Below are 21,108 nucleotides of genomic sequence, written 5' to 3' on the forward strand. Positions count from 1 at the left end.
GCCCTATCCATGGTTCCCCCCCTCACGTCCGGTGCCGGATGCTGTGTTAATGCGGTAGCCGACGCCGGCCACGGTGGCGATGATCCCGGGTTCGCCGAGCCGTTTGCGCAGTGCCGAGACCGTGATGCGCACGGCGTTGGTGAAGGGGTCGGCGTTCTCATCCCACGCCCGCTCCAGGAGTTCTTCGGCGCTGACGACACCGCCTTCGGCGGCGACGAGGACTTCGAGCACGGCGAACTGTTTCCGGGTGAGCGCGACGTAACGGCCGTCGCGGTAGACCTCGCGGCGGAACGGATCCAACCGCAGACCCGCGATCTCTCGCACGGGTGGTCTGCCGTGGGCGCGCCTGCGGTCGAGTGCTCTGAGACGGAGCACGAGTTCTCGGAGTTCGAAGGGCTTTGTGAGGTAGTCGTCGGCGCCGAGTCCGAACCCGGAGGCCTTGTCGTCGAGCCGGTCGGCAGCGGTGAGCATGAGGATCGGCATGCCGCTGCCGGAGGCGACGATGCGTTTGGCGATCTCGTCGCCGGAGGGCCCGGGGATATCGCGGTCGAGGACGGCGATGTCGTAGGCGTTGATGCTCAGCAGTTCCAGAGCGGTGTCACCGTCACCGGCGATGTCGGCGGCGATCGCTTCCAGGCGTAGGCCATCGCGGATGGCTTCTGCCAGGTAGGGTTCGTCCTCGACGATCAGCACCCGCATGTTCTCGATGCTAGGAGCCGGAGCATATCGTCGGCGTATCGAAAACCACATACGTGCTGACAACACCACGCTGCCTTGACTGGCGGCATGACGACCACCACCCGGCAAGCCACTCAGGAGACCGCGGCCGCAAGCGCGCGGGGCCTGACCAAGACCTACGGCCAAGGCGATGCCCAGGTGCACGCCCTGCGGGGCATCGATCTCGACCTCCCACGAGGCAGGTTCGCCGCGATCATGGGGCCGAGCGGGTCGGGCAAGTCCACGCTGATGCACTGCCTGGCCGGACTCGACCAGGCCACTGGCGGCACCGTCACCGTGGCCGGCACCGACCTCGGATCACTCGACGACGACGCTCTCACGATCTTCCGCCGTGAGCACGTCGGCTTCGTGTTCCAGTCGTTCAACCTGCTGCCGATGCTCACCGCGGGCGAGAACATCATGCTCCCGCTTGAGCTGGGCGGTCGCCGGGTCGACGACGCGATGCGCGAGCGAGCGCACCTCCTCGCGGACATCCTCGGCGTGGCCGACAGGCTCGGCCACCGGCCCGCGGAGCTGTCCGGCGGCCAGCAGCAGCGGGTCGCGATCGCCCGGGCCCTGATCACCCAGCCGGACCTGCTGTTCGCCGACGAGCCCACCGGAAACCTGGACAGCGCCACGTCGGCGGAGGTGCTGGATCACCTGCGCCGGTCGGCGCGCGAGCTCGGCCAGACCGTCGTGATGGTCACCCACGAGCGGGACGCGGCGGCGTACGCCGACTACGTGGTCACCATGCAGGACGGGCGGATCGTCTGATGCGTACCGTCTTCCTGGCGTCGCTGCGCACCCACGTTCGCAGGTACGTCGCAGCGGCGGTCGCGGTCGCCGTCGCAGTCGCCTTCGTCGTCGTGGTCGGTGTGCTCACGGCCGGGGCACATAGCGGACTCATGGACGGCCTGGGGGCGCCGTACCGCCATGCCGACCACGTGGTCTCGGCGGCGAGGTGGCCAGCATCCGAGCTGGACCCGAAGGCCGCGATCGCATTCACCGAGCGACACGGCGAGAACGCGTCCGCGACCGGCCGGGCAACGCTGCCGTGGCGCGCGAATGGCCGGCGACTCTCCGAAACGACCGTGGGGCCGATCGCGACCTTGGAGGAGTGGCGCTGGCAGCCGCTCAGCTCGGGGCGCTTCCCAGCCCGCACGGGCGAGGCCGTGGTGGACGTGTATTTCGCCTTGGCCGAGAACATCGCGGTCGGCGACCGGGTTCGGATCGGCGAGGGCGCCGCCGCGGCCGACGTAGACGTGGTCGGTCTCGTGGAGTCGCCCTCGCCCCCGGCGCAGGCCTCGATGTACGTCACCTGGCCGCAGTTGCTGCAGTGGCGCGACCACCTCCATCTGAACGCGGTGGCGGTGCGCGGGGAGGTGGGTCAGCTCCCGGAAGGCGCGAAGGCGCAGTCGCCGGAGGAGTTCGGCGCGGAGCGGCTGACCTATGTCCAGAACAGGGTGGACAGCTTGTCGGTGATGCTGTTGTTGTTCGCCGGCATCGCGCTCTTTGTCTCGGTCCTGGTCATCGCGAACACGTTCTCCATCCTGTTCGCGCAACGACTGCGCGACTTCGCGCTGCTGCGCTGCATCGGCGCCACCAGGCGGCAGGTGGTGCGTTCGGTACGCCGCGAGGCGACCGTCGTCGGGGTGCTCGCGTCGCTGACCGGGACACTGGTCGGTATCGGTCTCGGCTACGGGCTGATCGCCCTGATCAGCGCCCTCGTGCCCACCGCCCCGATGGGTGCCGCCGAGCTGCCCGCGCTCTGGCTGCTGGGGGGGTTCGCCGTCGGCTTGGTGGTCACTATGGTCGCGTCATGGTTGCCGACCCGGCGGGTGGTCCGGGTGAGCCCGCTGGCGGCGCTGCGACCGGATGCCGCGGTCGACGTACACACGGCCACCGGCCTGGTGCGGCCGGCGCTCGCTGCGATCCTCCTGGTCACCGGGCTGGTCCTGCTCGGCGCGGCGATGGTCCAGGACAGTACGGCGCTCATGGTGGCAGGCGGAGGATTGGTGTTCGCCGGTGTACTCCTTTTCGGGCCGGTGCTCGTTCCCCGCCTGGTCCGGCTCATCGGCGCGCTGCTCGGCCCGGCCGGGCGGCTGGCGACCAAGCACGCGGTGCGCAATCCGCGCCGGACCGCCACCACCACCGCCTCCCTGCTGGTCGGCGTCACCCTGACGACCGCCGTACTCACCGGGATGGCCACGTGGCGTTCGGCGTTGGATGAGCAGATCGGCAGGGACCACCCCATCGACGTCGCGCTCACCTCGCCCATGGAGCCGGTCACCACTGACCTCCTCGACCGGGTACGTCGCACTCCCGGTGTGGCGCGGGCCATTTCAGTGGACGGCGCCGTGGCCCGTGTGACCGGGCTGGCCGAGCCGATCCCGATCGTCAGCGCGCCGGCCGCGGCGCACGTGGCCCGCGACGGCGGGGCGTTCGCCCGGGTCGAGCCGGGGCAGATCGGAATCGATTCCGAGGCCTTCGGCAAGGACCTGAGCCTCCGGCCCGGTGACCCGGTCACGGTGCGCGTCGGCGACCGGCGAGCCCGGTTGCGGGTCGCCGTCGGCACCGGCTGGGGCCCGGCGGCCGTGGTCGCGCCCGAGACGCTGGCGACGCTCACCGACGCCCCCGAGCCGCATGCCATCTGGATCCGCGCCTCCTCCGGTGCCGACCCGGCTCAACTCGGCAGTGACCTGGACGAGCTGGCGGATCCGGCCGGCGCGACGGTCGCGAACGGGTTGCGGACCTGGGAGTCGCTGGACCAACAGCTGGGAATCTACACCTGGTCAGCGCTCGGCCTGCTCGGCATCTCCGTCGTGATCGCCCTGATCGGGATCGCGAACACCCTGGGGCTCTCCGTACTCGAACGCGCCCGCGAACACGCGATGCTGCGCGCGCTCGGGCTCACCCGCGGGCAGCTGCGGCGGATGCTGGCGGCCGAGGCGGTGCTGCTGTCGGTGGTGGCCACCCTGCTCGGCACCGTGATCGGCGTCGGGTTCGCCTGGGTCGGCTACGAGACGTTCGTGACGCGGGCTCTCAGCGACGCCACCATGCGGGTCCCCTGGCTGTCACTCGTCGTCGTCGTCCTCATCGCCGCCCTGGCCGGACTCCTCGCCGCTGTCCTCCCGGCGCGCCGGGCCACCCGGGTGACTCCGGCCGCAGGGCTGTCACTCGACTGACGCCCTACGAGACCAACCGCTCCCCGGGGTCGCGACCGGAGCCGGTCGGCTCGACACCGTGTACGGGCTGGTTGATCTCGGCCCACACCGCATCGAGGGAGAGGCCGAGGACATCGGCGATCGCGGCGATGGTCGGGAAGGCGGGGGTCGCCACGCGGCCCGACTCGATCTTCCGGAGGGTCTCCGGTGAGACCCGTGCGTCGAGCGCGGTTTCGAGCATCGAGCGCTCTCCCCTGGCGCGACGCAACAGGGCGCCGAGGCGCTGTCCGCGCTCGACCTCCGCGGGTGTGAGCGGCAACCTGACCATGCCCTCGATCCTATACCGGGATAATATGGCCGGGATAGTTATTGGTAGCGTGAGAAGGGCGCCGCATGATCGAGATTCTGAATCCCACCGAACTGGCCCGTGCAAGGGACACGGGCGCCCTGGTGGCAGACATTCTGCAGACACTGAAGAGCCGTAGCACGGTCGGCACGAACCTCCTGGACATCGACCGGTGGGCAGCGGCCATGATCGTCGAGGCTGGGGCGCAGTCCTGCTACGTCGACTACGAGCCGTCCTTCGGTCGCGGGCCGTTCGGCCACCACATCTGCACGGGCGTCAACGACGCCGTGCTCCACGGGCTGCCCTACGACTACCCGCTCGCCGACGGCGATCTGCTGTCACTCGACCTCGCCGTCTCCAAGGACGGAGTCGCCGCGGACTCCGCCATCAGTTTCATCGTGGGCGAATCGAAGCCCCCGGAGAGCGTCGCGTTGATCAGCGCGACCGAACGCGCGCTTTACGCGGGGATAGCCGCTGCCGGCCCCGGGGCTCGCATCGGGGACATCTCCCATGCCATCGGCTCGGTTCTCAGTGCGGCGGGATACTCGATCAACACCGAGTTCGGCGGCCATGGCATCGGATCAACGATGCACCAGGACCCGCACGTCTCCAACACCGGACGACCCGGCCGTGGATACAGGCTGCGCCCCGGGCTGCTGCTCGCACTGGAACCGTGGGTCATGGCCGACACCGCCGAGCTCGTCACCGATGCCGACGGGTGGACGCTCCGAAGTGCGACAGGCTGCCGGACGGCACACAGCGAGCACACGATCGCCATCACCGACGACGGAGCCGAAATCCTCACCTTGCCGAAACAGGGGCAACCGTGAGGCCGAAGCCACGCTTGCCCCTGTGCTCCTGGTGAATCACTGCCGCTACCTTCGTTCCGGTTTCGTCCGATACGGCAGGAGCTCGCGCGCGGATTTGTGAGCGACTCAGTTCCGACGCATGGGCAGTTCTGGGCGCTGGTTGGTCCAGCCGATCGCCTGGAACGAGGTGGAGAGACGCAGCTCCGCCTGCCGCCCGTTCGCGAGCTTGGTGGTGTTCGTCCTCACCTCGGCAAGAAGCAGGCCGGTGCCGGGATCGACCACGAGCTGAACCCGGGTGAACAGGCCCGGCTCTATCTCCTCCTGATAGCTCAGCGTCTGCCCGCGCCGGCCCAGCGGATCGGGCATCTCCCCCTCGGCCCGTATGCCGGGCAGAGACGCGAGGATCCGGTACGCGGATGCCCGAACCTCGGGCGAGGCCGGCAGGCCACTGATGATGCCCACACAGTCTCGCAGCAGGATGTACGCCCTCGCCTCCTCCACGCCCATCTCAGATCCGGCCAGCTCCAGTCGGCCGATGCGCTCTTCCAGGTAGCTCCGGAGCTTGTCGGGCTCGCTCGGGATCGCGCGCACCTCCTTCCAGGTCATGTCCTCCCCTGCCAGGTCGCCGGCCGAGCCCTTCCACTTGCCGTAGAGGCGTTCGGCGGTTCGCTCACCCGCCGCCGCCTCCAGCGGCCTGGATGGGACGGAGAACAGGTTCTCCGTCTTCATGTTCTTGGGGTAGCGCCAGCTGGTGGGCGCCCCCGCCGCCCGCCAGGCCGCCTCGTCCTGCGGGGTCGCGGGCTTGACGCCGAGATCCTGCCAGATGCGCCAGTACTCCAGATCCGGCCGCTTCGCCAGCCACGTCTCAAGGGACCGGCTGCCCTCCAGCACATAGCTGCGGGTGGGGTCGGTCAACATCCACCGGTCGACGGTCGCGGTGCGCCAGTAGTCGCCGCTCGCAGGGGCCTTCTCCACGGCGACGGCGGCAGCGAGCAGGATCTGCCGGGCGGTCGGTTCGGCCGTCGCGGACACCGACGTGCTGGGCTGAGGCGCGACAGAGATCGTGCTGTCAGACGACATCGCAGGGGCGACCACCGCCACCGCGGCGGTGGCCGCGGCCAGGCCGAGCAGAGCGCGGCCAGGAGAGGGCAGGAGCCGCCGCCGGGCCGGAACACGCTCCAGCGAGACGATCTCCGCCAGCAGCGCGTCCGCCCCCGCGGTGGACGCCCGGCCGGCCAGGTCCTCATCCAGCACTCGCGCCCGGTCCTTGAAGATCTGGTCGTTGTTCACCCTGACTCCTTCTCGATGAGCGGCCGTGATGCGAAACCAGCGGCCGATGGGCGGGTCTTCTCCAGAGCCTTGGCGAAGCGCTTGCGGGCCCGGTGCAGGCGGATGCGGGCGGCGTTGCGGGAACAGCCCAGCACAGTGGCGATCTCGCCGGGGTCGAGCCCTTCCCAAAGGGTCAGCGCCAGCAGCTCACGATCGCTGTCGGCGAGCATGTCCATGGCTTCGCCCACGCCGTGCTGCTCACTGTGATGGGAGGGGGCGGCATAAAGGTGTTCGATCTCGTCGGTGAGTTCGGTGTGCCGGGTGAGCCTGCGCCGCTCGCTGCGGCGGTGATTGGCCAGGACCCGCCGGGCCACGCCGTACAACCAGAGCTTGCCGGCCTCGCCGTCGGGGAGTTCGGTCATCCGCCGCCAGGCGATCACATAGGTCTCGGCCACAACATCGGCGGCGTCCTCAGGAGAGGAACACCGCCGTAGGGCATATCCGAGGATCTGCTCATAGGTTCGCCGATACACCGCCTCAAACCGGGACCGATCGTCTTGTTCACTCACGCGTCATCCTCGTCGGGCCTTTCGAACGCTGCGGGCTTTCAATCCCTACGTGTCCGCGGCCGACGGCAGAATTTCCGGCAAGGCGGAACGACTAGGAAACTTCGTCATTGCTACCGGGACCCCGAGCCGGCACGCCCGCGGCCGGCTGGGTCCACGGCGTGAGCTCCGGGCGCTTGGCCGTGCGGCCGTCGCCCGAGGAGCGGCCGCGGATGCGGCGGCCGATCCACGGGCCCGCGAAGGTGGCGAACCAGCGCAGCTCGGCCGCCGCCACCCGCCACGCCGCCGCCGCAGGCAGGGACGGGAAGGGCAGCATCCACGTGTCGTCGCTGCCGGGCAGGCCGAGGGAGTGGGCCATGGCGGCGGCGATGCGGGCGTGCCCCGCCGGGCTCGCGTGCAGCCGGTCCGTGCCCCACATGCGCGCGTCGGTGACGAACTCCATCGCGAACGTGTCCACCACCGTGACCCCGTGGCGGGCCGCGGCGGCGCGGATGCGGGCGTTGAGGTCGAGCACCTTGGGCCGGAGCGGCCGGGCCATCGGGGCGATCTTCCCAATATCCGGAAAAGTCACAGTAACCACGTGTGCGCCCGACTCGGTGAGGGCGGCGTACATCTCCTCCAGTACCTCCGCCACAGCCGCGGGCTCGCAGCCGGGGCGGATGAGGTCGTTCATGCCCGCCATGACCGTGGCCAGATCGGGGCGCAGCGCCAGCGCGGGGGCCAGTTGCTCGGCGCGGATCTGGCCCGCGAGCCGGCCGCGGACCGCGAGGTTGGCGTACAGGAGATCGGGGTTGGCGCCGGCCAGGTGCTCGGCGAGGCGGTCGGCCCAGCCGCGGTGGCCGGTGACGTCGTCGCCGTCGCCGAGGCCCTCGGTCTGGCTGTCGCCGAGCGCGACGTAGCGCGTGTAGACGGTCATGGGGTCTCCCTTCCGGTGCGGGCCATGCGCTCGCCGAGCGTCCGCGCCGTCTCCAGGCACCACGCGCGCGTCTCGCGCTCCAGCCTGCACCCCGCCAGGCAGGACAGGTAGGGGCCGATGTGCTCGGCCTGGCGCAGGAACGTCTCCTCGTCCAGCTCGCCACGCAGGCGCAGCAGGAGCTGCTCGAAGACCTCCAGCTTGGCGGCGGCCTCCATGGCCCGGTCATGCAGCTGCTCGATCACCGGCGCGGGGTCGAGGAGGTCGACGGCGTGCACCTTGACGGCCAGGTCGTCGCGGATGAGCAGGGGTTTGGCCGGGGTGGCGGCGAAGGCCGCCAGCTCGCCCAGCCCGGCCTCGGTCACCGTGTACACGCGCTTGTTGGGGCGGCCACGCTGGACCACCTCCCGGCCCGTGACCAGGCCGTCGGCCTCCAGCTTGGTCAGCTCGGCGTAGAGCTGCTGCGGGGCGGCGTACCAGAAGTTGGAGACGCCGATGTCGAAGATCTTGGTGAGCTGGTATCCGCTGTACTCGCCGTCGAGCAGCGCCGCCAGCACCGCGTGTCGGAGGGCCATCGGCTAACGATACTCATAACGATGAATAGTCATGGATATGACTATAACTGGGCACGCCGACCGGGGCCATCGCCCTCCCGATCCGCCGGACAACCGGGAAACGAGGCGTTCGCGCCGGGGACGGAGTCGACCGCGATCATCTGTCAGGCGACGGATCGCGCCACCAAGGCCATGGCCTGCCGCATGGCGTCCCGTGCCTCGTCGGGACCGTCGCCGCGCTCCAGCGCGGTCAGCGCGGCGGCGCTGACCGCGCCCACCATCGCGCCGACGAGAGCGGAGGCGGTGATCGCGTCGAGCCTGGCGGGGAATGCCCGCTGCAGCGCCTGGGCCAGCTCGGCCTGCGCGGAGAGGTAGCGCTGCAGCAGCCGGGTCTGCAGCGCCGGCACCGAGGCCGCCAGCCTGGCCCGCAGCGCGGCGAGCCCGCTGGACAGGTCGCGGTCCCAGGCGTCGGCGATCATTCGGTCCATCGCCCGCACCAGCACCTCGGACAGCGGCTCCCCGGCGTGGCGCTCGGCGATCACCTGTAGCGCCAGGTCGACGCGCACGTCGGCGTTGGCCAAGAGCACGTCCTCCTTGGTCTGAAAGTGGAGGAAGAAGGTGCGGGGAGACACCTCCGCCGCGTCGGCGATCTCGGCCACGGTCACCTGGTCGTAGCCCCTGTCGTCGAACAGGCGGACCGCCGCCTCGATCAGCGCCTGCCGGGTGCGCTGCTTCTTCCGCTCCCGCAGCCCCAGTTTCTCCACCATGTGCTCCAGTTTACTTTAGAGCCTGCACTAGTGCATACAATGTATTGTTACAGTGACTGTAGCGATTGAAGGGCGGTCAGCATGGGAAGCCTGGACGGACGAGTCGTCCTCATCACCGGAGCAGGGCGCGGCATCGGGCGGGAGGAGGCGTTGTTCTTCGCCGCCGAGGGCGCCAAGGTCGTCGTCAACGACCCCGGCGTCGCCATCGACGGCACGGGCGGCGACGCCGGCGTGGCGGCGGACGTCGTCGAGGAGATCACCGTGCGTGGCGGCCACGCCGTGGCCGACACCGACGACGTCGCCGACTGGGACGGCGCCCGCCGCATGGTGGAGACGGCCCTGCGGACCTTCGGCGACCTGCACGTAGTGGTCAACAACGCGACCATCGAACGGAACCTCGGCCTGACCGACCTGTCGGAGGAGGACTTCGACGACGTCCTGGCCGTCAAGCTCAAAGGCACCTTCGCGGTGACCCGCTGGGCGGCCCGCCACTGGCGCGACCGATACCAGGCGGGCGTCCGCGCCGACCGCGCCGTCGTCAACACCTCCTCCGGCTCCGGACTGCTCAACCCGCTGCCCACGCAGGTCTCCTACGCGGCGGGCAACGCCGGAGTCGCGGCGCTGACCGTCGTGGCCGCCCTCGAACTGGGCCGCTACGGCGTTCGGGTCAATTGCATCTCGCCGTCGATGGCGCGCACCAGGCTCACCCTCGGCGTCCCCGGCATGAGTCAGGAACCACCGGCGACCGGGTTCGACCCCCTCCACCCGGCCGCGTGCGCGCCGGTCGCCGCCTATCTCGCCGGTCCAGCCTGCCCGCTCACCGGCCAGGTGCTGTCGGTGCGGGGCGGTACGGTCGCGGTCAACCAAGGCTGGTCCCTCGGCGGCCACATCCACAAGGACGGGCCGTGGAGCGTGGCGGAGCTGGCCGCGAAGGTGAAAGAGCTGCCGATGGACGACCCGTTCGACAAGCTCGCCCAAGCCCTGTCCGGCGCGCTCGGCACCACTGGACGCGCCGAACTCCAGGAGATGATCAACACCCTGCTGGACCAGAGCGGGCAGTCCGGCACAGCCTCCGCATGACGCGCGCCACATCGTGACGGGGACCCGTTCGGGGGAAGAACGTCTGTACGTTCGTCCTGTTCGCCATCTCCGTCACGAGTGAGGACCCGTCATGCGAGCCATCACCGTTCGAGACCGCGCCGCCGGGCTGGCCGGGCTTTCCCTGACGGAAGAGCCGTACCCGCATGCCGCCGAGAACGATGTCGTCGTCCGGGTGCATGCCGCAGGGTTCACTCCCGGAGAGCTCGACTGGCCGGCAACGTGGTCCGATCGCGCCGGCCGTGACCGCACGCCCAGCGTGCCCGGGCATGAGGTGTCGGGTACCGTCGCCGAGCTGGGATACGGAACAACCGGCCTGACCGTCGGCCAGCGGGTGTTCGGGCTGACCGACTGGACCCGCAACGGCTCGCTGGCCGAGTACGTGGCGGTGGAGGCCCGCAACCTCGCGCCGCTGCCGGCCGGCGTCGACCACACCGTGGCCGCCGCACTGCCGATCTCAGGGCTGACCGCGTGGCAGGGCCTGTTCGACCACGGCCGCCTGGCCGCCGGCCAGACCGTCCTGATCCACGGCATCGCGGGCGGTGTTGGTTCCATCGCGGCGCAGCTCGCACGCGAGGCGGGAGCCCGGGTGATCGGCACCGGCAGGGCCGGCGACAGGGACACAGCACTCGGCCTCGGCGCGGACGCCTTCGTGGACCTGCAGGCCGATCACCTTGAGGATGCCGGTCAGGTCGACGTGGTGTTCGACGTGATCGGCGGTGACATCCTGGACCGCTCGGCCGCGCTGGTGCGCACCGGCGGCACGCTGGTCACCATCGTCTCGCCACCTACGGTCCGGCCCCGTGACGGGCAGGCGATCTTCTTCGTCGTCGAATCCGATCGTGCCCGGCTGGCGGACCTGGCACGGCGGGTCCGGGACGGACGGCTCCGCCCGATCGTCGGGGCCGTGCGAACGCTCGCCGAGACGCCCGCCGCGTTCGCGCCCGCCCAGCGCACCCCCGGCAAGACGATCATCCGGGTCACGGAAGGCGACTAGCCGGCTCAGTCGCCGGCGACGTCGTATCGGCTCGGCTCGGCTCGGCTGCATTTGAGCAGACCGTCACCAAGGCTTGAAATCGCCCGTGGTTAGGCTCCGAGATGCCTGGACATCCTCATCAACACTCCTCCTGACCGACGGAACCCGAGACGCCTCGCGATCACCCGGTGCGCCTGAAAGGTCCGAGCAGGATGGGAGAGCCGACATGATCCACGTACGGTCTGCCGGTGGCCTTCTGGCCGCCGGCCTGGTGGCCGCGTCCGTCGGATGCGCGCCCACAGCGGAGCGGGCGACAGCGGAGCGGGCGACCGACCAGGTGCCGGTGGCCGCGACGGTCTCGCAGCCACCGTCCGAGACGCTGTCGCCTCTCCTGGAACAGGCGCTTCCCAATGTCCAGGGCAAGACGTTCACCTCGGCGATCGTGAACTTCCCGCCCGCCGCACGCGCGGCGCCGCATCGGCACGGCAAGGCGTTCGTCTACGCCTACGTCCTCGAGGGCACCGTGCGCAGCCGGCTCGGCGGCGAGCCGGTGCGTACGTACAGTCAAGGCGAGAACTGGGTCGAGCCGCCGGACGCGCACCATGTGCTCACGGAGAACACCAGCCGGACGCGACCGGCGAAGCTGCTGGTCGTCTTCGTCTCCAACACGGGAGACGAGCTCAAGGTCGACGACCCGCCAAGGTAGAACCATCGGGGAGGGCTGGACTCATGTTTCCGGAGACTCCCGCCGCCGCGGCGGCGCTGTCGGTGGCCACGCGTTTCTACCCGCCCGCGCTGTACCAGCTGGGAGGTGGTCGGCCGGCGGCCGGAGGAGTTCTCGCCGGACGCCAGGGCGCGGATGCTCGCCCGCCATCCCCGGCTGGGATTCGGCGCGCGGTTCCTGGCGTGCTTCGAGGACCAGGCGAGACGCAAGCCGGACAGCGCCGCCGCCGCATCGGTCAGGAACGACGTCGCGGGGCGGATCGCCGCCAACCCTCTCGAAGGCCGCCCACCCGCCTGACCCGCGAGTCCGCGAACTCGGCCGTCCATCTGCCCGGGTGCAGTCGGGAACGCCCGCGAGCAGGTCAAGAGTGCGCGTGCCGGTCGAGGCCGAGCGTGGCGATGAGGTCTTCGTGGAGCTGGAACCAGACGCGATGGCAGGAGTCGACGTCGGTGCGGTCCACCCAGGCGTTCTCCCCGGCGCGAGCACGCGCCAGGGCCGCGGCGAATCGGGTGTCGTATCCGCGCAACCGGGTCAGGACGCTCCCGAGCCGGTCGGCCAGTGGCGTGAGCGCGCGGGAGATGTCGCCGAGCTCGCGTAGGACCCGGGCGTCCCAGGCAGGATCGCGGTGGTCGTTGGCGGTGAGCCGGTCGCCGGCGGTGGGCCGGAGTTGCCAGTCGGTGCAGGCCCGCAGCAGCAGGGCGTTCAGCGGGAGGAACTCGCGGTGGACGTCGCGGACCTCGTCGGCGCCGCCGACGCGGGCGAGCTCGGTCGCGAGCAGGCGCTCGTTCTCGGCCCGGCCCCGTTCGGTCAGCGACCAGCCCGCGGTGCCGGCGAAGGCGGTGTACGAGACCCAGCCGCGCGCCTCGGCGTCGCGCAGCAACTCTTCGGTCTCGGCCGCATCGAGCCCGTACCGCTGCGCGGCCACCGGGGTGTCCGCGAACCCGAGGACGCGCACGGCGTGCAGGACCAGCAGGCCGGGCAGGGAGTCGCGCGTCATGAGCCGGCGTCCTGCCGCGCCGTCAGGCGGTTGAAGTGCTGCTGGCACGCCTGCGGGGAGTTGAACCCCATCGCGTTCGCCATCTGGGCCCAGGTCAGCCCGGCGCCGCGGGCGATGAACAGCAGGGCGGACTCGAGTCCTTCGACTTCGGCGTGTGCGGCGGGCAGGAGGCTCAGCGCGCTCAGGACGTCCTCCGGATCCAGGTCGGCGTTGCGCCAGACGGCGAACTGGACGAGGTCGACCGCCGACGGCGGCGCCGGAGAGGGGCGCCACGGGCGGGCGTCGAGCGCCCCCGCGCCCAGGCGCAGAAGGCGGTCGCTCGCGTCGTGCTCGCGCCTGGCCTGGACGTGGTCGGCGCGTCCGGCCTGGGTGAGGTCGTGCTTGCGTGACATGGTCAACATGATCCACAATCAATGAATTGTTGTCAATCTTTCGTTGATAGGTAGCGGATGATCGTACCCCTCATATCGGCTGCCGCCGATACCTGCGGCGGCAAGGCCGGTGCGCTCGGCGCTCTGCTTCGCGCGGGACTACCGGTTCCCGACGGTTTCGTGGTGCCGTTCGCCGCTTACCGCGCCGCCCTCCGCGACCTGGGCTTCGAGCTGCTCGCCGGCCGGCCGGACCGGCTCGACGCCGCGCGGCGGGCGATCGAGGCCCGCCCGGTCGATGACCTTCTGATCGACGCGCTCGGACGCGCGCTCGGCGAGCTCGGCGATCCGCCCGTCGCGGTGAGATCGTCCGCCGCGGACGAGGACACCGGCCAGACGTCGGCGGCCGGGCAGCACGACAGCTTTCTCGCCGTGCGCGGGGTCGGCGCGGTCATCGACGCCGTACGCGCCTGCTGGGCCTCGCTGTTCACTTCGCGCGCCATCGACTACCGGGACGCCTCCGGCCGCGGCGGCCGGCCCGTCGACGATCTCGTCATGGCCGTGCTCGTGCAACGCCATCTGGACGCCGAGGTGTCGGGGGTCATGTTCACCCCCGCGGACCCGCACGACGTGACCCGCATCGAGGCGTCCTGGGGGCTCGGCCCCAGCGTCGTCGGCGGCACCGTCACCCCTGACGCCTACCGCGTCGCCGGGGACGGCTCGGTCACCCGCACGCTCGCGCGCAAACGGACCCGCCTCGACCGGCGTGGCGGGCGACTCGTCACCTCCGCCGTGCCCGACCATGCCCGCGACCGGCCGGCACTCGACGACGCGACCGCCGGACTGCTCGCCGAGCTGGGCAAGAAGATCACCACCGTACGTGACGGGCCTCAGGACGTCGAGTGGGCGATCGCCGATGGCGGCGCCTGGATCCTGCAGGCACGGCCGGTCACCGCCGCTCCCCCGGCGTGGCCTTCGCCAGCCGGCCACGCCCCGGCCGCCGCGCCCACGCTGACCGGAACACCCGGCAGCCACGGGGTCGTGACCGGCACCGCGAGGATCATCCGCGGTCCCCGCGACTTCACGCGCGCGCACCCCGGCGACATCATCGTCTGCCCCTTCACCGACCCCGCCTGGACGCCGCTGCTGCGCATCGCGGCCGGCGTCATCACCGAGGCCGGAGGCGTGCTCTCCCACGCCGCGATCGTCGCTCGCGAGCACGGCATCCCCGCGGTCCTCGGCGTCCCGAACGCGACGAGCAGACTCCACGACGACAGCACCATCACCATCGACGGCACCACCGGCACCGTCACGGCGGCCGATGCGTGACCGATCCGCACCCACGCCCGCGTCACCCCAGGACCGAAAGGAGACGGGGAGCGGCCCACACGGGCACGCGCCCCAGCCGCTCATGACCACGCGACACCTCTACCTGGCGCGCCACGGCGCCGCCGACGCGTTCGGGAACCTCACCGACATCGGTCGCCGGCAGGCGGGCCTGCTGGGCGAACGGCTCGCCGGCCTGCCGGTCGACGCCGTGTGGCACTCTCCGCTACCGCGCGCCGCGGCCAGCGCGCACGAACTCGCCCGGCACCTGCGGAACGCGCCCGTCCTCGAGGCCGAGGAACTCATCGACCACCTGCCCTACGTTCCCCAGGCTGCCGAGACACCCCCGTCCTGGGCAGGCTTCTTCGACGGCTACGACGCCGCCGAGGCGGCCTCGGGCCGTAAGCTCGCCGAGGCCCTGGTCGCCCGGTTCGCGGAGTCCCCCAAGACCGCGACCGGCACCCGGCGCGACACTCACGAGGTTCTGGTGACGCACGCCTACCAGATCGCGTGGCTGGTGCGGCACGCCCTGGACGCGCCGCCCTCCCGGTGGCTCGGCCTGAACAGCGCCAACGCCGCCCTGACGGTCATCGACCACCGCACCGGTCTGCCGCCGACGCTCGTCATGTTCAATGACATGAGCCACCTTCCGGCCGACCTGCGCTGGACCGGGTTCCCCGACGGTACGAGGCCATGAGGCGGCCGTGCCGACCGGGGCTCGGGCGTCTGGCGCGTGATCGCGTGCGCTCAGGCCTCGGGCACGACCACGGCCGGCACCCGGTGGCGAGTGTGGGTGAGGTCCTGTCGCGTTGGTCGTCGGTGTTCAGGCGGTGCGGGTGTCGTACTCCTCGCGATTGGCGAGCACTTCGTTCATGTGCGTCTCGGCCCACTCCTTGATGCCGCGCATCATGTGGTGGAGCGAGAGACCGAGCTCGGTCAGCTCGTAGGTGACCGTGACGGGCACGGTCGGCGTCACGGTGCGGGTGACCAGGCCGTCGCGTTCGAGGGAGCGCAGCGTCTGGGTGAGCATCTTCTGGCTGACCCCGGCCAGCCGTCGGGACAGCTCGGAGTAGCGCATCGCCCGCGGCTTGACGGCGCTGTCGTCCCCGGAGGGGTGCGGGCCGTCGCCGCCGAGGGCGGCCAGGATCAGCGCGATCCACTTGTCGGAGATCCGGGCGAGTAGCCGGCGGCTGGGGCAGCCCGCCAGGAACGCGTCGTAATCCGCCCGCGCCTGTGCCCGCTTCTGGGCCGCCGTCATCGTCGGCATCGACCGCTCCTTCCTACCGAGGGGTGACCTACGCACTTCGAAGTGCCTACTTCCCGTTGGGGAGTTACCCATCCCACAGTGGTGCAAGGCAACCGCCGAGCACAAGCCACAAGGAGCGAACCCGTGAACACTCCCACGTCCCGTACCGCCACCTTCCGGACGGCCGTTGTCCGCACCCCGAGTGGACCCGACTCGATCGAGATCATCGACGTGCCCGTCGTCGAGCCCGGGCCCGGCGAGGTTCGGGTGGAGATCGCCGCCGCGCCGGTCAACCCCGTCGATCTCGGGGTCGCGAGCGGCTTCTTCCACGCCTCAGGGTTGATCGACCAGCCCGAGCACACCGGCCTGGGCTGGGAATTCGCCGGCACCGTCGTCGCCGCCGGACCCGATGTGGACATGGCGCCCGGCACCCGGGTCGCCGGCCTGGTGGACGGCTTCGACCGCGACTTCGGCACCTACGCCGAGCAGCTCGTCGTGGCGGTCGCCAGTCTCGCCGTCGTTCCCGACGGGCTGGACCTGGCGGCGGCGTCGACGGTGCCGCTCAACGGGCTGGCCGCCGCCCAGATCCTCGACCTGCTCGGCGACGCGCCGTCCGACGGCAACCGGCTGCTGGTGACCGGCGCGGCCGGCGCGGTCGGGGGCTACGTCGCCGCGCTCGCGCCCGACCGCGGCTGGCAGGTGACCGGTCTGGCCAGAGCCGAGGACGAGGAGTTCGTCCGCGGCCTCGGCGTCGGCTTCACCACGCACGCCGAGCCGGGCTGGGACGCGGTCGCCGACGGCGCGGCGTTGCAGGGAGCGGGCCTTGCCCTGGTCCGAGACGGCGGCGCGTTCGTCGGCGTCCGGCCGAACGCCGTGCCGGCCGCTGAGCGGGGGATCACCGTGGCCGTCGTGGTGACCCACCCCGACGGCCCTCGATTGAGCGGCCTGCTCGCCCGCACCGCGTCCGGCGAGCTGCCGGCCCGGGTGCACGCGGTCGTGCCGCTGGACCAGGTCGCCGACACCCACCGGGCCATGGCCAAGGGCGGGGTGCGCGGTCGCTTCGTGCTCACGCCCTGACCGCGGCGACGGCATGCACCCGGATCCACCGGGTCCGGGTCCTGGTCGGCCGGCGGGGCCGGCTCGCCGTGCTCGCCGGTGCGGGCCGGAAGCGGCGTAATCGGAGCCACCGACGACCAGGAACCGCGAGCTCAGTCCTTCAGGACCGGGAAGCCGACAGGGTCTCGGTCACGGGACGGCGGCCACCGAGGTAGGCGGGAACGGAGGTGAGCGCCGCCACCACGAGCACGGCTGCCAGCACCATGACGGTCAGCTGCCAGAGGGCGGGAAGCGTGGCCTTGTCGCTGTCGCCGCCGGTGATCGTGACGATGGCGGCGAACAGCGCCCAGCCTCCCGGAAAGACACCGAGGACGGCGCCGAGGAGCGCGGGCAGCACCTGCGCGGCCGCCAGGGCGCCGCTCACCTCCCGCGGGGTCGCGCCGAGGGCGCGCGCCAGCGCCGACGCATGCCGGTTGTCGAGCACCGTCGCCCAGGTGATGACGATGGCGTTGACCGCCGCGAGGGAGAGCAGGATCACCGTCCAGACGAGCAGCACCTGCCGCAGCACCGCCACCTGGGCTTCGGTGTACGCCCCGGTGCTCGGCTGGTCGCCGAGGAAGGCGTTGAGCACCAGCAGGACGTAGAGCCCGCTGACCGTCACCGCGATGCTGACCACACCCAGCGCCACCCGTCGCGGCCGGCGGGCGGCGACCCGCGAGGCGAGAAGCAGCGGGACCGGCAGTCGCGCCGAGACGGCGATCAGCCAACCGGTGCGGCGCGGTGGGCGTGCCGCGTCGGCCAGCGCGCTGACGGTGCTGGAGCGGGCCGCGCGCACGGCCGGAACCGCGGTCGCCACCACTGCGACGCCGAGGGCCACGGCGGTGACCAGACCGATCGTGGACCAGGTCAGCGACGCCGTCCCCGCGCTGCCGACGAGCCCGGCACTGGACTCGGTGAGCAACGGAGCGGTCAGCGCTCCGATCGTCAGCCCGGCCCCGGCCGCGACGAGCGCCACGAGGAGATACTGCGCGAGCAGCACGGCAGCGACCAGGCCCGGGGTGGCGCCGACTGCCTTGAGGAGTCCGACGCGTCGGGTCTGGTCGGCCATCCTGCCGCCCACCAGCACCGACAGACTGGCCACGGCGAGCAGGCCGAGCAGCCAGGCGCCGATCAGCAGCAGGATCTGGGAGTCCTGGGCCAGTTCGGTGGCGTCGGCCAGGATGCTCTGCCAGGTCCGCATGGACATGACGCCACCGTGTTCGCCGCCGTTCCGGTCGACGAACGCCTGGGCTTCGTCCGGGTCGGCCAGCTTCAGGTTCATCACGTACGACAGGGAGCCTCCGTCCGAGGCGAGGCTCCGTACATCCGCCTGGGTGAGCCAGACCAGCCCGGGATTGTGCAGCAACCCCGGCGGCAGGTCCCGGTCGTCGGGGATGGCACCGTTGACGCAGCCGGCGGAGACGATGCAGGACCCACCGGGATAGGGCGGCATGGCGGCGGTGACCGCGACACCGACGACCTCGAACGACCTGCCGTTCAGGACCACCGAGTCACCGACGCCCACGTCGAGCGAGTCGGCGAAGGCGGCCTCGACCACCACGCCGCCGTCGCTGACCCAGCCGCCCTTCGTCACCTCCGGCTGGTCGACCGACGCGACAGTGGCGTCGCGCCCTTCGACCTGCGCGTCCGACGTCCGGCCGGACGCCTCGATCTTTCCCGCGAAGAGCTTCCCCGCGATGAGCTTCCCCGCGATGACGGGGTACGGTCCGCTGTGCTGGGTGACGCCGGAGGCGGTGGCCAGTTGATCGAGGTGGTCGAGCCCGGTGGACTGGACGTTCGCGACCACGTCGGGCCCCTTGGTCACCGCCCGGGTGCTCTCGTACGGGTCTCCGGCCGCGTCGCGCAGGACGAGCGCGAGCGTCAGCGTCGTGGTGGCGGTCAGGATGGCGATCAGCAGAAGCACGGCCTCGGTGCGACGCCGCCGGAGGTCGCGCAGCGCCAGGCGGACCACGAGGAGGATGCGCCCCATTCCGGTCAGTCCTCCAGTCCGGCGAGCGCGCCGAGCCGCCCGGTGGTGCCGCCGCTCGGCCAGGTTTCGTCCACGAGCGCGCCGTCGCGCATCGTGAACGTCCGGTCCGTGGTGGCCGCGATCCGCGCGTCGTGCGTGACGATGACCAGCGTCTGCCCGGACTCGTGCAGGTCCTTGAAGAGCTGAAGGACGTCCAGGGTGGCGGCGCTGTCCAGGTTGCCGGTCGGTTCGTCCGCGAGGACGACCAGCGGCTCGTTGCTGAGCGCCCGGGCGACCGCGACCCGCTGCCGCTGGCCGCCGGAGAGCGCCGAGGGCAGGAAGCGCGACCGGCCGGCGAGCCCGAGCCGGTCCAGCAGCTCCTCCGCGCGCCGCCGGGCGGCCCGCGGCGAGCGGCCGGCGAGCAGCGCCGACAGTTCGACGTTCTCGACGGCGGTGAGCTCCTCCATCAGGTGGAAGGACTGGAAGACGTAGCCGACGTCGGTCCGCCGCATCCTGGACAGGGCCTTCTCGCTGATGTCGTCGATGCGCCGGCCGTTCAGTGACACCTCGCCGCCCGAGGGCCGGTCCAGCCCGCCGAGCAGGTGCAGCAGCGTGGACTTCCCGCAGCCGCTGGGCCCCGTGATCGCCACCGTCTCTCCCGCGCCGATGTCCAGATCGACGCCGTCGACGGCGCGTACCAGCCCTTCCCCCTTTCCGTACTCCTTCCGCAACCCGCGTGCGCTCAGCACGGGCGTGTCGGCGGCATCGCTCACGATCCACTCCTTCGTCAGGTCCAGTCGGTGACTCGTTGCCGGCCGTCGCGGCGGGCGCGTCACAGGAGCGTCAGCGCCTTGGCCACGCCCGGGTCGCGACCGGTGGCCAGGTCGAGGGCGGTCATGGGGGCGTGGTGGTCGACCGGCACGCCGATGGTGTCGATGATCTCGCGGGCGGGCCCGAGGTGCCGGACCCTGGGCAGCAGCAGGACACTGCCGTCGTCGAGGAGGTATCCCTCGCTGGGGCCGGAGACGGCCCCGGCGGTGCGGGTCCCGATGAGCGTGCCCAGGCCGTTGTCCTTGACCGCCGCGCTGAAGTCCTCGCAGGCCGAAGCGCATCCGCGGTCGGTGAGGACGACCAGGCGCGAGCCGAGCAGCGGGACGCTGTCGTCGGTCCGGTTGGGCACGCAGTCGCCCTTGAGCGGGCAGAAGTAGCTGGTGACCTTGCCGTGCGCGAACGCGCCGAGCAGCCGCGTCACCTCGCGAGGCGAGCCGCCGCCGTTGCCGCGCAGGTCGAGGACCACCGCCTCCGGCTTCCCGCCCAGCTTGGCGATGACCTGGTCGGCGGCGCCTTCGTAGAATCCGGGCAGTCGGACGTACACGACGCCGTCGGCGAGCTTCTTCGACGTCACCGCCGGAGGCTGCCGCCTGATGGGGCCCTCCCTGAGCTCGACGACGCGGTTCCGTCCCGTCGTGGGCCGCTTGAGCGTGAGCCGTACCGTGCCGGAGGCGAAGGCGTCGAGGAGGCCCTGATTGACGGTGTCCCCGATGAACGCCGGCACGCCGTTGACCTTGACGATGATGTCACCGGCTCTGATGCCGGCCTTGGCCGCGGGGCTGCCCGGCAGGACCTGGGTGATGAACAGAGGTGGTCGGGCGGCGGGGTCGAGCTGCGATCCCTGCTGGGCCGACGCGCCCACGATGCCCGTTCCGGTCGGCCCGCCGTCCTGCGGCGGGGCCGGCCTGACCGAGCGGGCGTGGTTGTCGTGCAGTCCGGCGACCATGCCGGTGATCGCGGCGCGCAGGGCGGCGGGGTCACCGGCGCCGAGGACTTTCGCGAAGGCGGCCCAGTCGGTGTCATGGTTCCCGGTGAGGGCGGGCAGCCGGAGGTCGGCCCGGTCGGCGCCGCGCCGCATCAGGTTCTGGGTGTAGGCGGCGAACGCGCTCTTCAGCAGCGCCTTCGAATCCATGACCGGGCCGCTGTAATAGTTGGCCAGCACGCAGAAGTACGCCTGCCGGAGCGTGTTCACCGAGGTCGGCGGTGCCGATCGCGGCGGTGGCGCCGTGCTGGGGGTGCAGCCTCCGCCTGGGGTGGTGGCCGATGGTGACGCCGGCTGCGGCGTCGGGGCCGACGCGGGGGCGGACATGGAGCAGGCCGTCACCAGGACGGCGGCGCACAGGGCTCTGATCATGGCCGCGAGCGTGGCCTGA

General features: G+C 71.4%; 24 protein-coding genes. 11 read left to right on the forward strand and 13 right to left on the reverse strand.

From position 1 onward, the window contains the following. Positions 1-3 precede the first annotated feature (3 nt). The gene (locus tag IEY82_RS19130) at positions 4-699 is read right to left on the reverse strand and encodes a response regulator transcription factor (protein WP_189125519.1); all 696 of its coding nucleotides are present in this window, start codon (positions 697-699) and stop codon (positions 4-6) included. Positions 700-786: 87 nt separating this feature from the next. Between IEY82_RS19130 and IEY82_RS19135 the strand changes: the two genes are divergently transcribed. Both IEY82_RS19135 and IEY82_RS19140 read left to right on the forward strand, forming a co-directional pair. Continuing rightward, complete coding sequence (locus tag IEY82_RS19135; protein ID WP_189125520.1) at positions 787-1,491, forward strand: ABC transporter ATP-binding protein; 705 nt, start codon at positions 787-789, stop codon at positions 1,489-1,491. Further along, on the forward strand, positions 1,491-3,902 hold the full coding sequence (locus IEY82_RS19140) for an ABC transporter permease (RefSeq protein ID WP_189125521.1): 2,412 nt from the start codon (positions 1,491-1,493) through the stop codon (positions 3,900-3,902). Before IEY82_RS19135 ends, IEY82_RS19140 begins: the two co-directional genes overlap by 1 nt. 4 nt (positions 3,903-3,906) lie before the next feature. Here the strand turns inward: IEY82_RS19140 and IEY82_RS19145 are convergent, their stop codons facing one another. After that, entirely contained in the window at positions 3,907-4,209 is a 303-nt protein-coding gene (locus IEY82_RS19145; RefSeq protein ID WP_189125522.1) for a helix-turn-helix domain-containing protein, read from the reverse strand. Between the two features lie 65 nt (positions 4,210-4,274). Between IEY82_RS19145 and map the strand changes: the two genes are divergently transcribed. Beyond that, positions 4,275-5,057 carry a type I methionyl aminopeptidase gene (gene map, locus IEY82_RS19150; RefSeq protein WP_189125523.1) on the forward strand — a complete coding sequence of 261 codons (783 nt, stop codon included), beginning with the start codon at positions 4,275-4,277 and terminating at the stop codon, positions 5,055-5,057. A gap of 105 nt (positions 5,058-5,162) precedes the next feature. Here the strand turns inward: map and IEY82_RS19155 are convergent, their stop codons facing one another. The 5 genes from IEY82_RS19155 to IEY82_RS19175 all read right to left on the reverse strand — a co-directional run bounded on the left by IEY82_RS19155 (position 5,163) and on the right by IEY82_RS19175 (position 9,105). Then, on the reverse strand, positions 5,163-6,326 hold the full coding sequence (locus IEY82_RS19155; protein ID WP_189125524.1) for a CU044_5270 family protein: 1,164 nt from the start codon (positions 6,324-6,326) through the stop codon (positions 5,163-5,165). Beyond that, positions 6,323-6,874, reverse strand: coding sequence for an RNA polymerase sigma factor (locus IEY82_RS19160; RefSeq protein WP_189125525.1), 552 nt, complete (start codon positions 6,872-6,874; stop codon positions 6,323-6,325). The genes IEY82_RS19155 and IEY82_RS19160 overlap by 4 nt, the downstream gene beginning before the upstream one ends. Positions 6,875-6,965: 91 nt before the next feature. After that, positions 6,966-7,787: an SGNH/GDSL hydrolase family protein gene (locus IEY82_RS19165; protein ID WP_189125526.1), complete on the reverse strand. Its 822-nt coding sequence runs from the start codon at positions 7,785-7,787 to the stop codon at positions 6,966-6,968. Continuing rightward, positions 7,784-8,359, reverse strand: a complete 576-nt coding sequence (locus tag IEY82_RS19170; protein WP_189125527.1) for a PadR family transcriptional regulator — start codon at positions 8,357-8,359, stop codon at positions 7,784-7,786. Before IEY82_RS19170 ends, IEY82_RS19165 begins: the two co-directional genes overlap by 4 nt. A gap of 143 nt (positions 8,360-8,502) precedes the next feature. Continuing rightward, positions 8,503-9,105 (reverse strand): TetR/AcrR family transcriptional regulator, encoded by a 603-nt coding sequence (locus tag IEY82_RS19175; protein WP_189125528.1) that lies wholly within the window; start codon positions 9,103-9,105, stop codon positions 8,503-8,505. 81 nt (positions 9,106-9,186) lie between these two features. Here IEY82_RS19175 and IEY82_RS19180 point away from each other — a divergent pair, with 81 nt between their 5' ends. From IEY82_RS19180 to IEY82_RS19195, 4 genes are all read left to right on the forward strand, one after another. Then, on the forward strand, positions 9,187-10,185 hold the full coding sequence (locus IEY82_RS19180; protein WP_189125529.1) for an SDR family NAD(P)-dependent oxidoreductase: 999 nt from the start codon (positions 9,187-9,189) through the stop codon (positions 10,183-10,185). 91 nt (positions 10,186-10,276) lie between these two features. Continuing rightward, a complete protein-coding gene (locus IEY82_RS19185) occupies positions 10,277-11,200 on the forward strand; it encodes an NADP-dependent oxidoreductase (protein WP_189125530.1) in 924 nt (307 codons plus the stop codon). Between the two features lie 205 nt (positions 11,201-11,405). Continuing rightward, positions 11,406-11,885 (forward strand): cupin domain-containing protein, encoded by a 480-nt coding sequence (locus IEY82_RS19190; protein WP_189125531.1) that lies wholly within the window; start codon positions 11,406-11,408, stop codon positions 11,883-11,885. Between the two features lie 105 nt (positions 11,886-11,990). Then, a complete protein-coding gene (locus IEY82_RS19195; protein ID WP_225263341.1) occupies positions 11,991-12,200 on the forward strand; it encodes a hypothetical protein in 210 nt (69 codons plus the stop codon). Positions 12,201-12,264: 64 nt separating this feature from the next. Here IEY82_RS19195 and IEY82_RS19200 read toward each other — a convergent pair whose 3' ends face one another. Next, the gene (locus tag IEY82_RS19200) at positions 12,265-12,900 is read right to left on the reverse strand and encodes a transcriptional regulator (RefSeq protein WP_189125532.1); all 636 of its coding nucleotides are present in this window, start codon (positions 12,898-12,900) and stop codon (positions 12,265-12,267) included. Beyond that, on the reverse strand, positions 12,897-13,292 hold the full coding sequence (locus tag IEY82_RS19205; RefSeq protein ID WP_189125533.1) for a DNA-binding protein: 396 nt from the start codon (positions 13,290-13,292) through the stop codon (positions 12,897-12,899). The genes IEY82_RS19200 and IEY82_RS19205 overlap by 4 nt, the downstream gene beginning before the upstream one ends. Positions 13,293-13,349: 57 nt before the next feature. Here IEY82_RS19205 and IEY82_RS19210 point away from each other — a divergent pair, with 57 nt between their 5' ends. Both IEY82_RS19210 and IEY82_RS19215 read left to right on the forward strand, forming a co-directional pair. Next, positions 13,350-14,597: a PEP/pyruvate-binding domain-containing protein gene (locus IEY82_RS19210; RefSeq protein WP_189125534.1), complete on the forward strand. Its 1,248-nt coding sequence runs from the start codon at positions 13,350-13,352 to the stop codon at positions 14,595-14,597. 82 nt (positions 14,598-14,679) lie between these two features. Further along, positions 14,680-15,291, forward strand: a complete 612-nt coding sequence (locus IEY82_RS19215; protein ID WP_189125535.1) for a histidine phosphatase family protein — start codon at positions 14,680-14,682, stop codon at positions 15,289-15,291. Between the two features lie 126 nt (positions 15,292-15,417). On the opposite strand, the gene IEY82_RS19220 is transcribed toward IEY82_RS19215, so the two are convergent. Then, positions 15,418-15,861 carry a winged helix-turn-helix transcriptional regulator gene (locus tag IEY82_RS19220; RefSeq protein ID WP_189125536.1) on the reverse strand — a complete coding sequence of 148 codons (444 nt, stop codon included), beginning with the start codon at positions 15,859-15,861 and terminating at the stop codon, positions 15,418-15,420. A gap of 123 nt (positions 15,862-15,984) precedes the next feature. Between IEY82_RS19220 and IEY82_RS19225 the strand changes: the two genes are divergently transcribed. Then, positions 15,985-16,917, forward strand: coding sequence for an NADP-dependent oxidoreductase (locus IEY82_RS19225; protein ID WP_189125537.1), 933 nt, complete (start codon positions 15,985-15,987; stop codon positions 16,915-16,917). A 139-nt stretch (positions 16,918-17,056) separates the two neighbouring features. Here the strand turns inward: IEY82_RS19225 and IEY82_RS19230 are convergent, their stop codons facing one another. From IEY82_RS19230 to IEY82_RS19240, 3 genes are read right to left on the reverse strand one after another with little or no spacing between them, the layout of a single operon-like run. Beyond that, a complete protein-coding gene (locus IEY82_RS19230; protein ID WP_189125538.1) occupies positions 17,057-18,925 on the reverse strand; it encodes an ABC transporter permease in 1,869 nt (622 codons plus the stop codon). A 5-nt stretch (positions 18,926-18,930) separates the two neighbouring features. Beyond that, on the reverse strand, positions 18,931-19,677 hold the full coding sequence (locus IEY82_RS19235; protein ID WP_225263344.1) for an ABC transporter ATP-binding protein: 747 nt from the start codon (positions 19,675-19,677) through the stop codon (positions 18,931-18,933). A gap of 59 nt (positions 19,678-19,736) precedes the next feature. Continuing rightward, entirely contained in the window at positions 19,737-20,927 is a 1,191-nt protein-coding gene (locus IEY82_RS19240; protein WP_225263346.1) for a S41 family peptidase, read from the reverse strand. Between IEY82_RS19240 and IEY82_RS39215 the strand changes: the two genes are divergently transcribed. Beyond that, positions 20,920-21,108, forward strand: a complete 189-nt coding sequence (locus IEY82_RS39215) for a hypothetical protein (RefSeq protein ID WP_225263348.1) — start codon at positions 20,920-20,922, stop codon at positions 21,106-21,108. The genes IEY82_RS19240 and IEY82_RS39215 overlap by 8 nt on opposite strands.

This window comes from Nonomuraea cavernae, assembly GCF_014646355.1.
Taxonomy (GTDB): Bacteria; Actinomycetota; Actinomycetes; order Streptosporangiales; family Streptosporangiaceae; genus Nonomuraea; species Nonomuraea cavernae.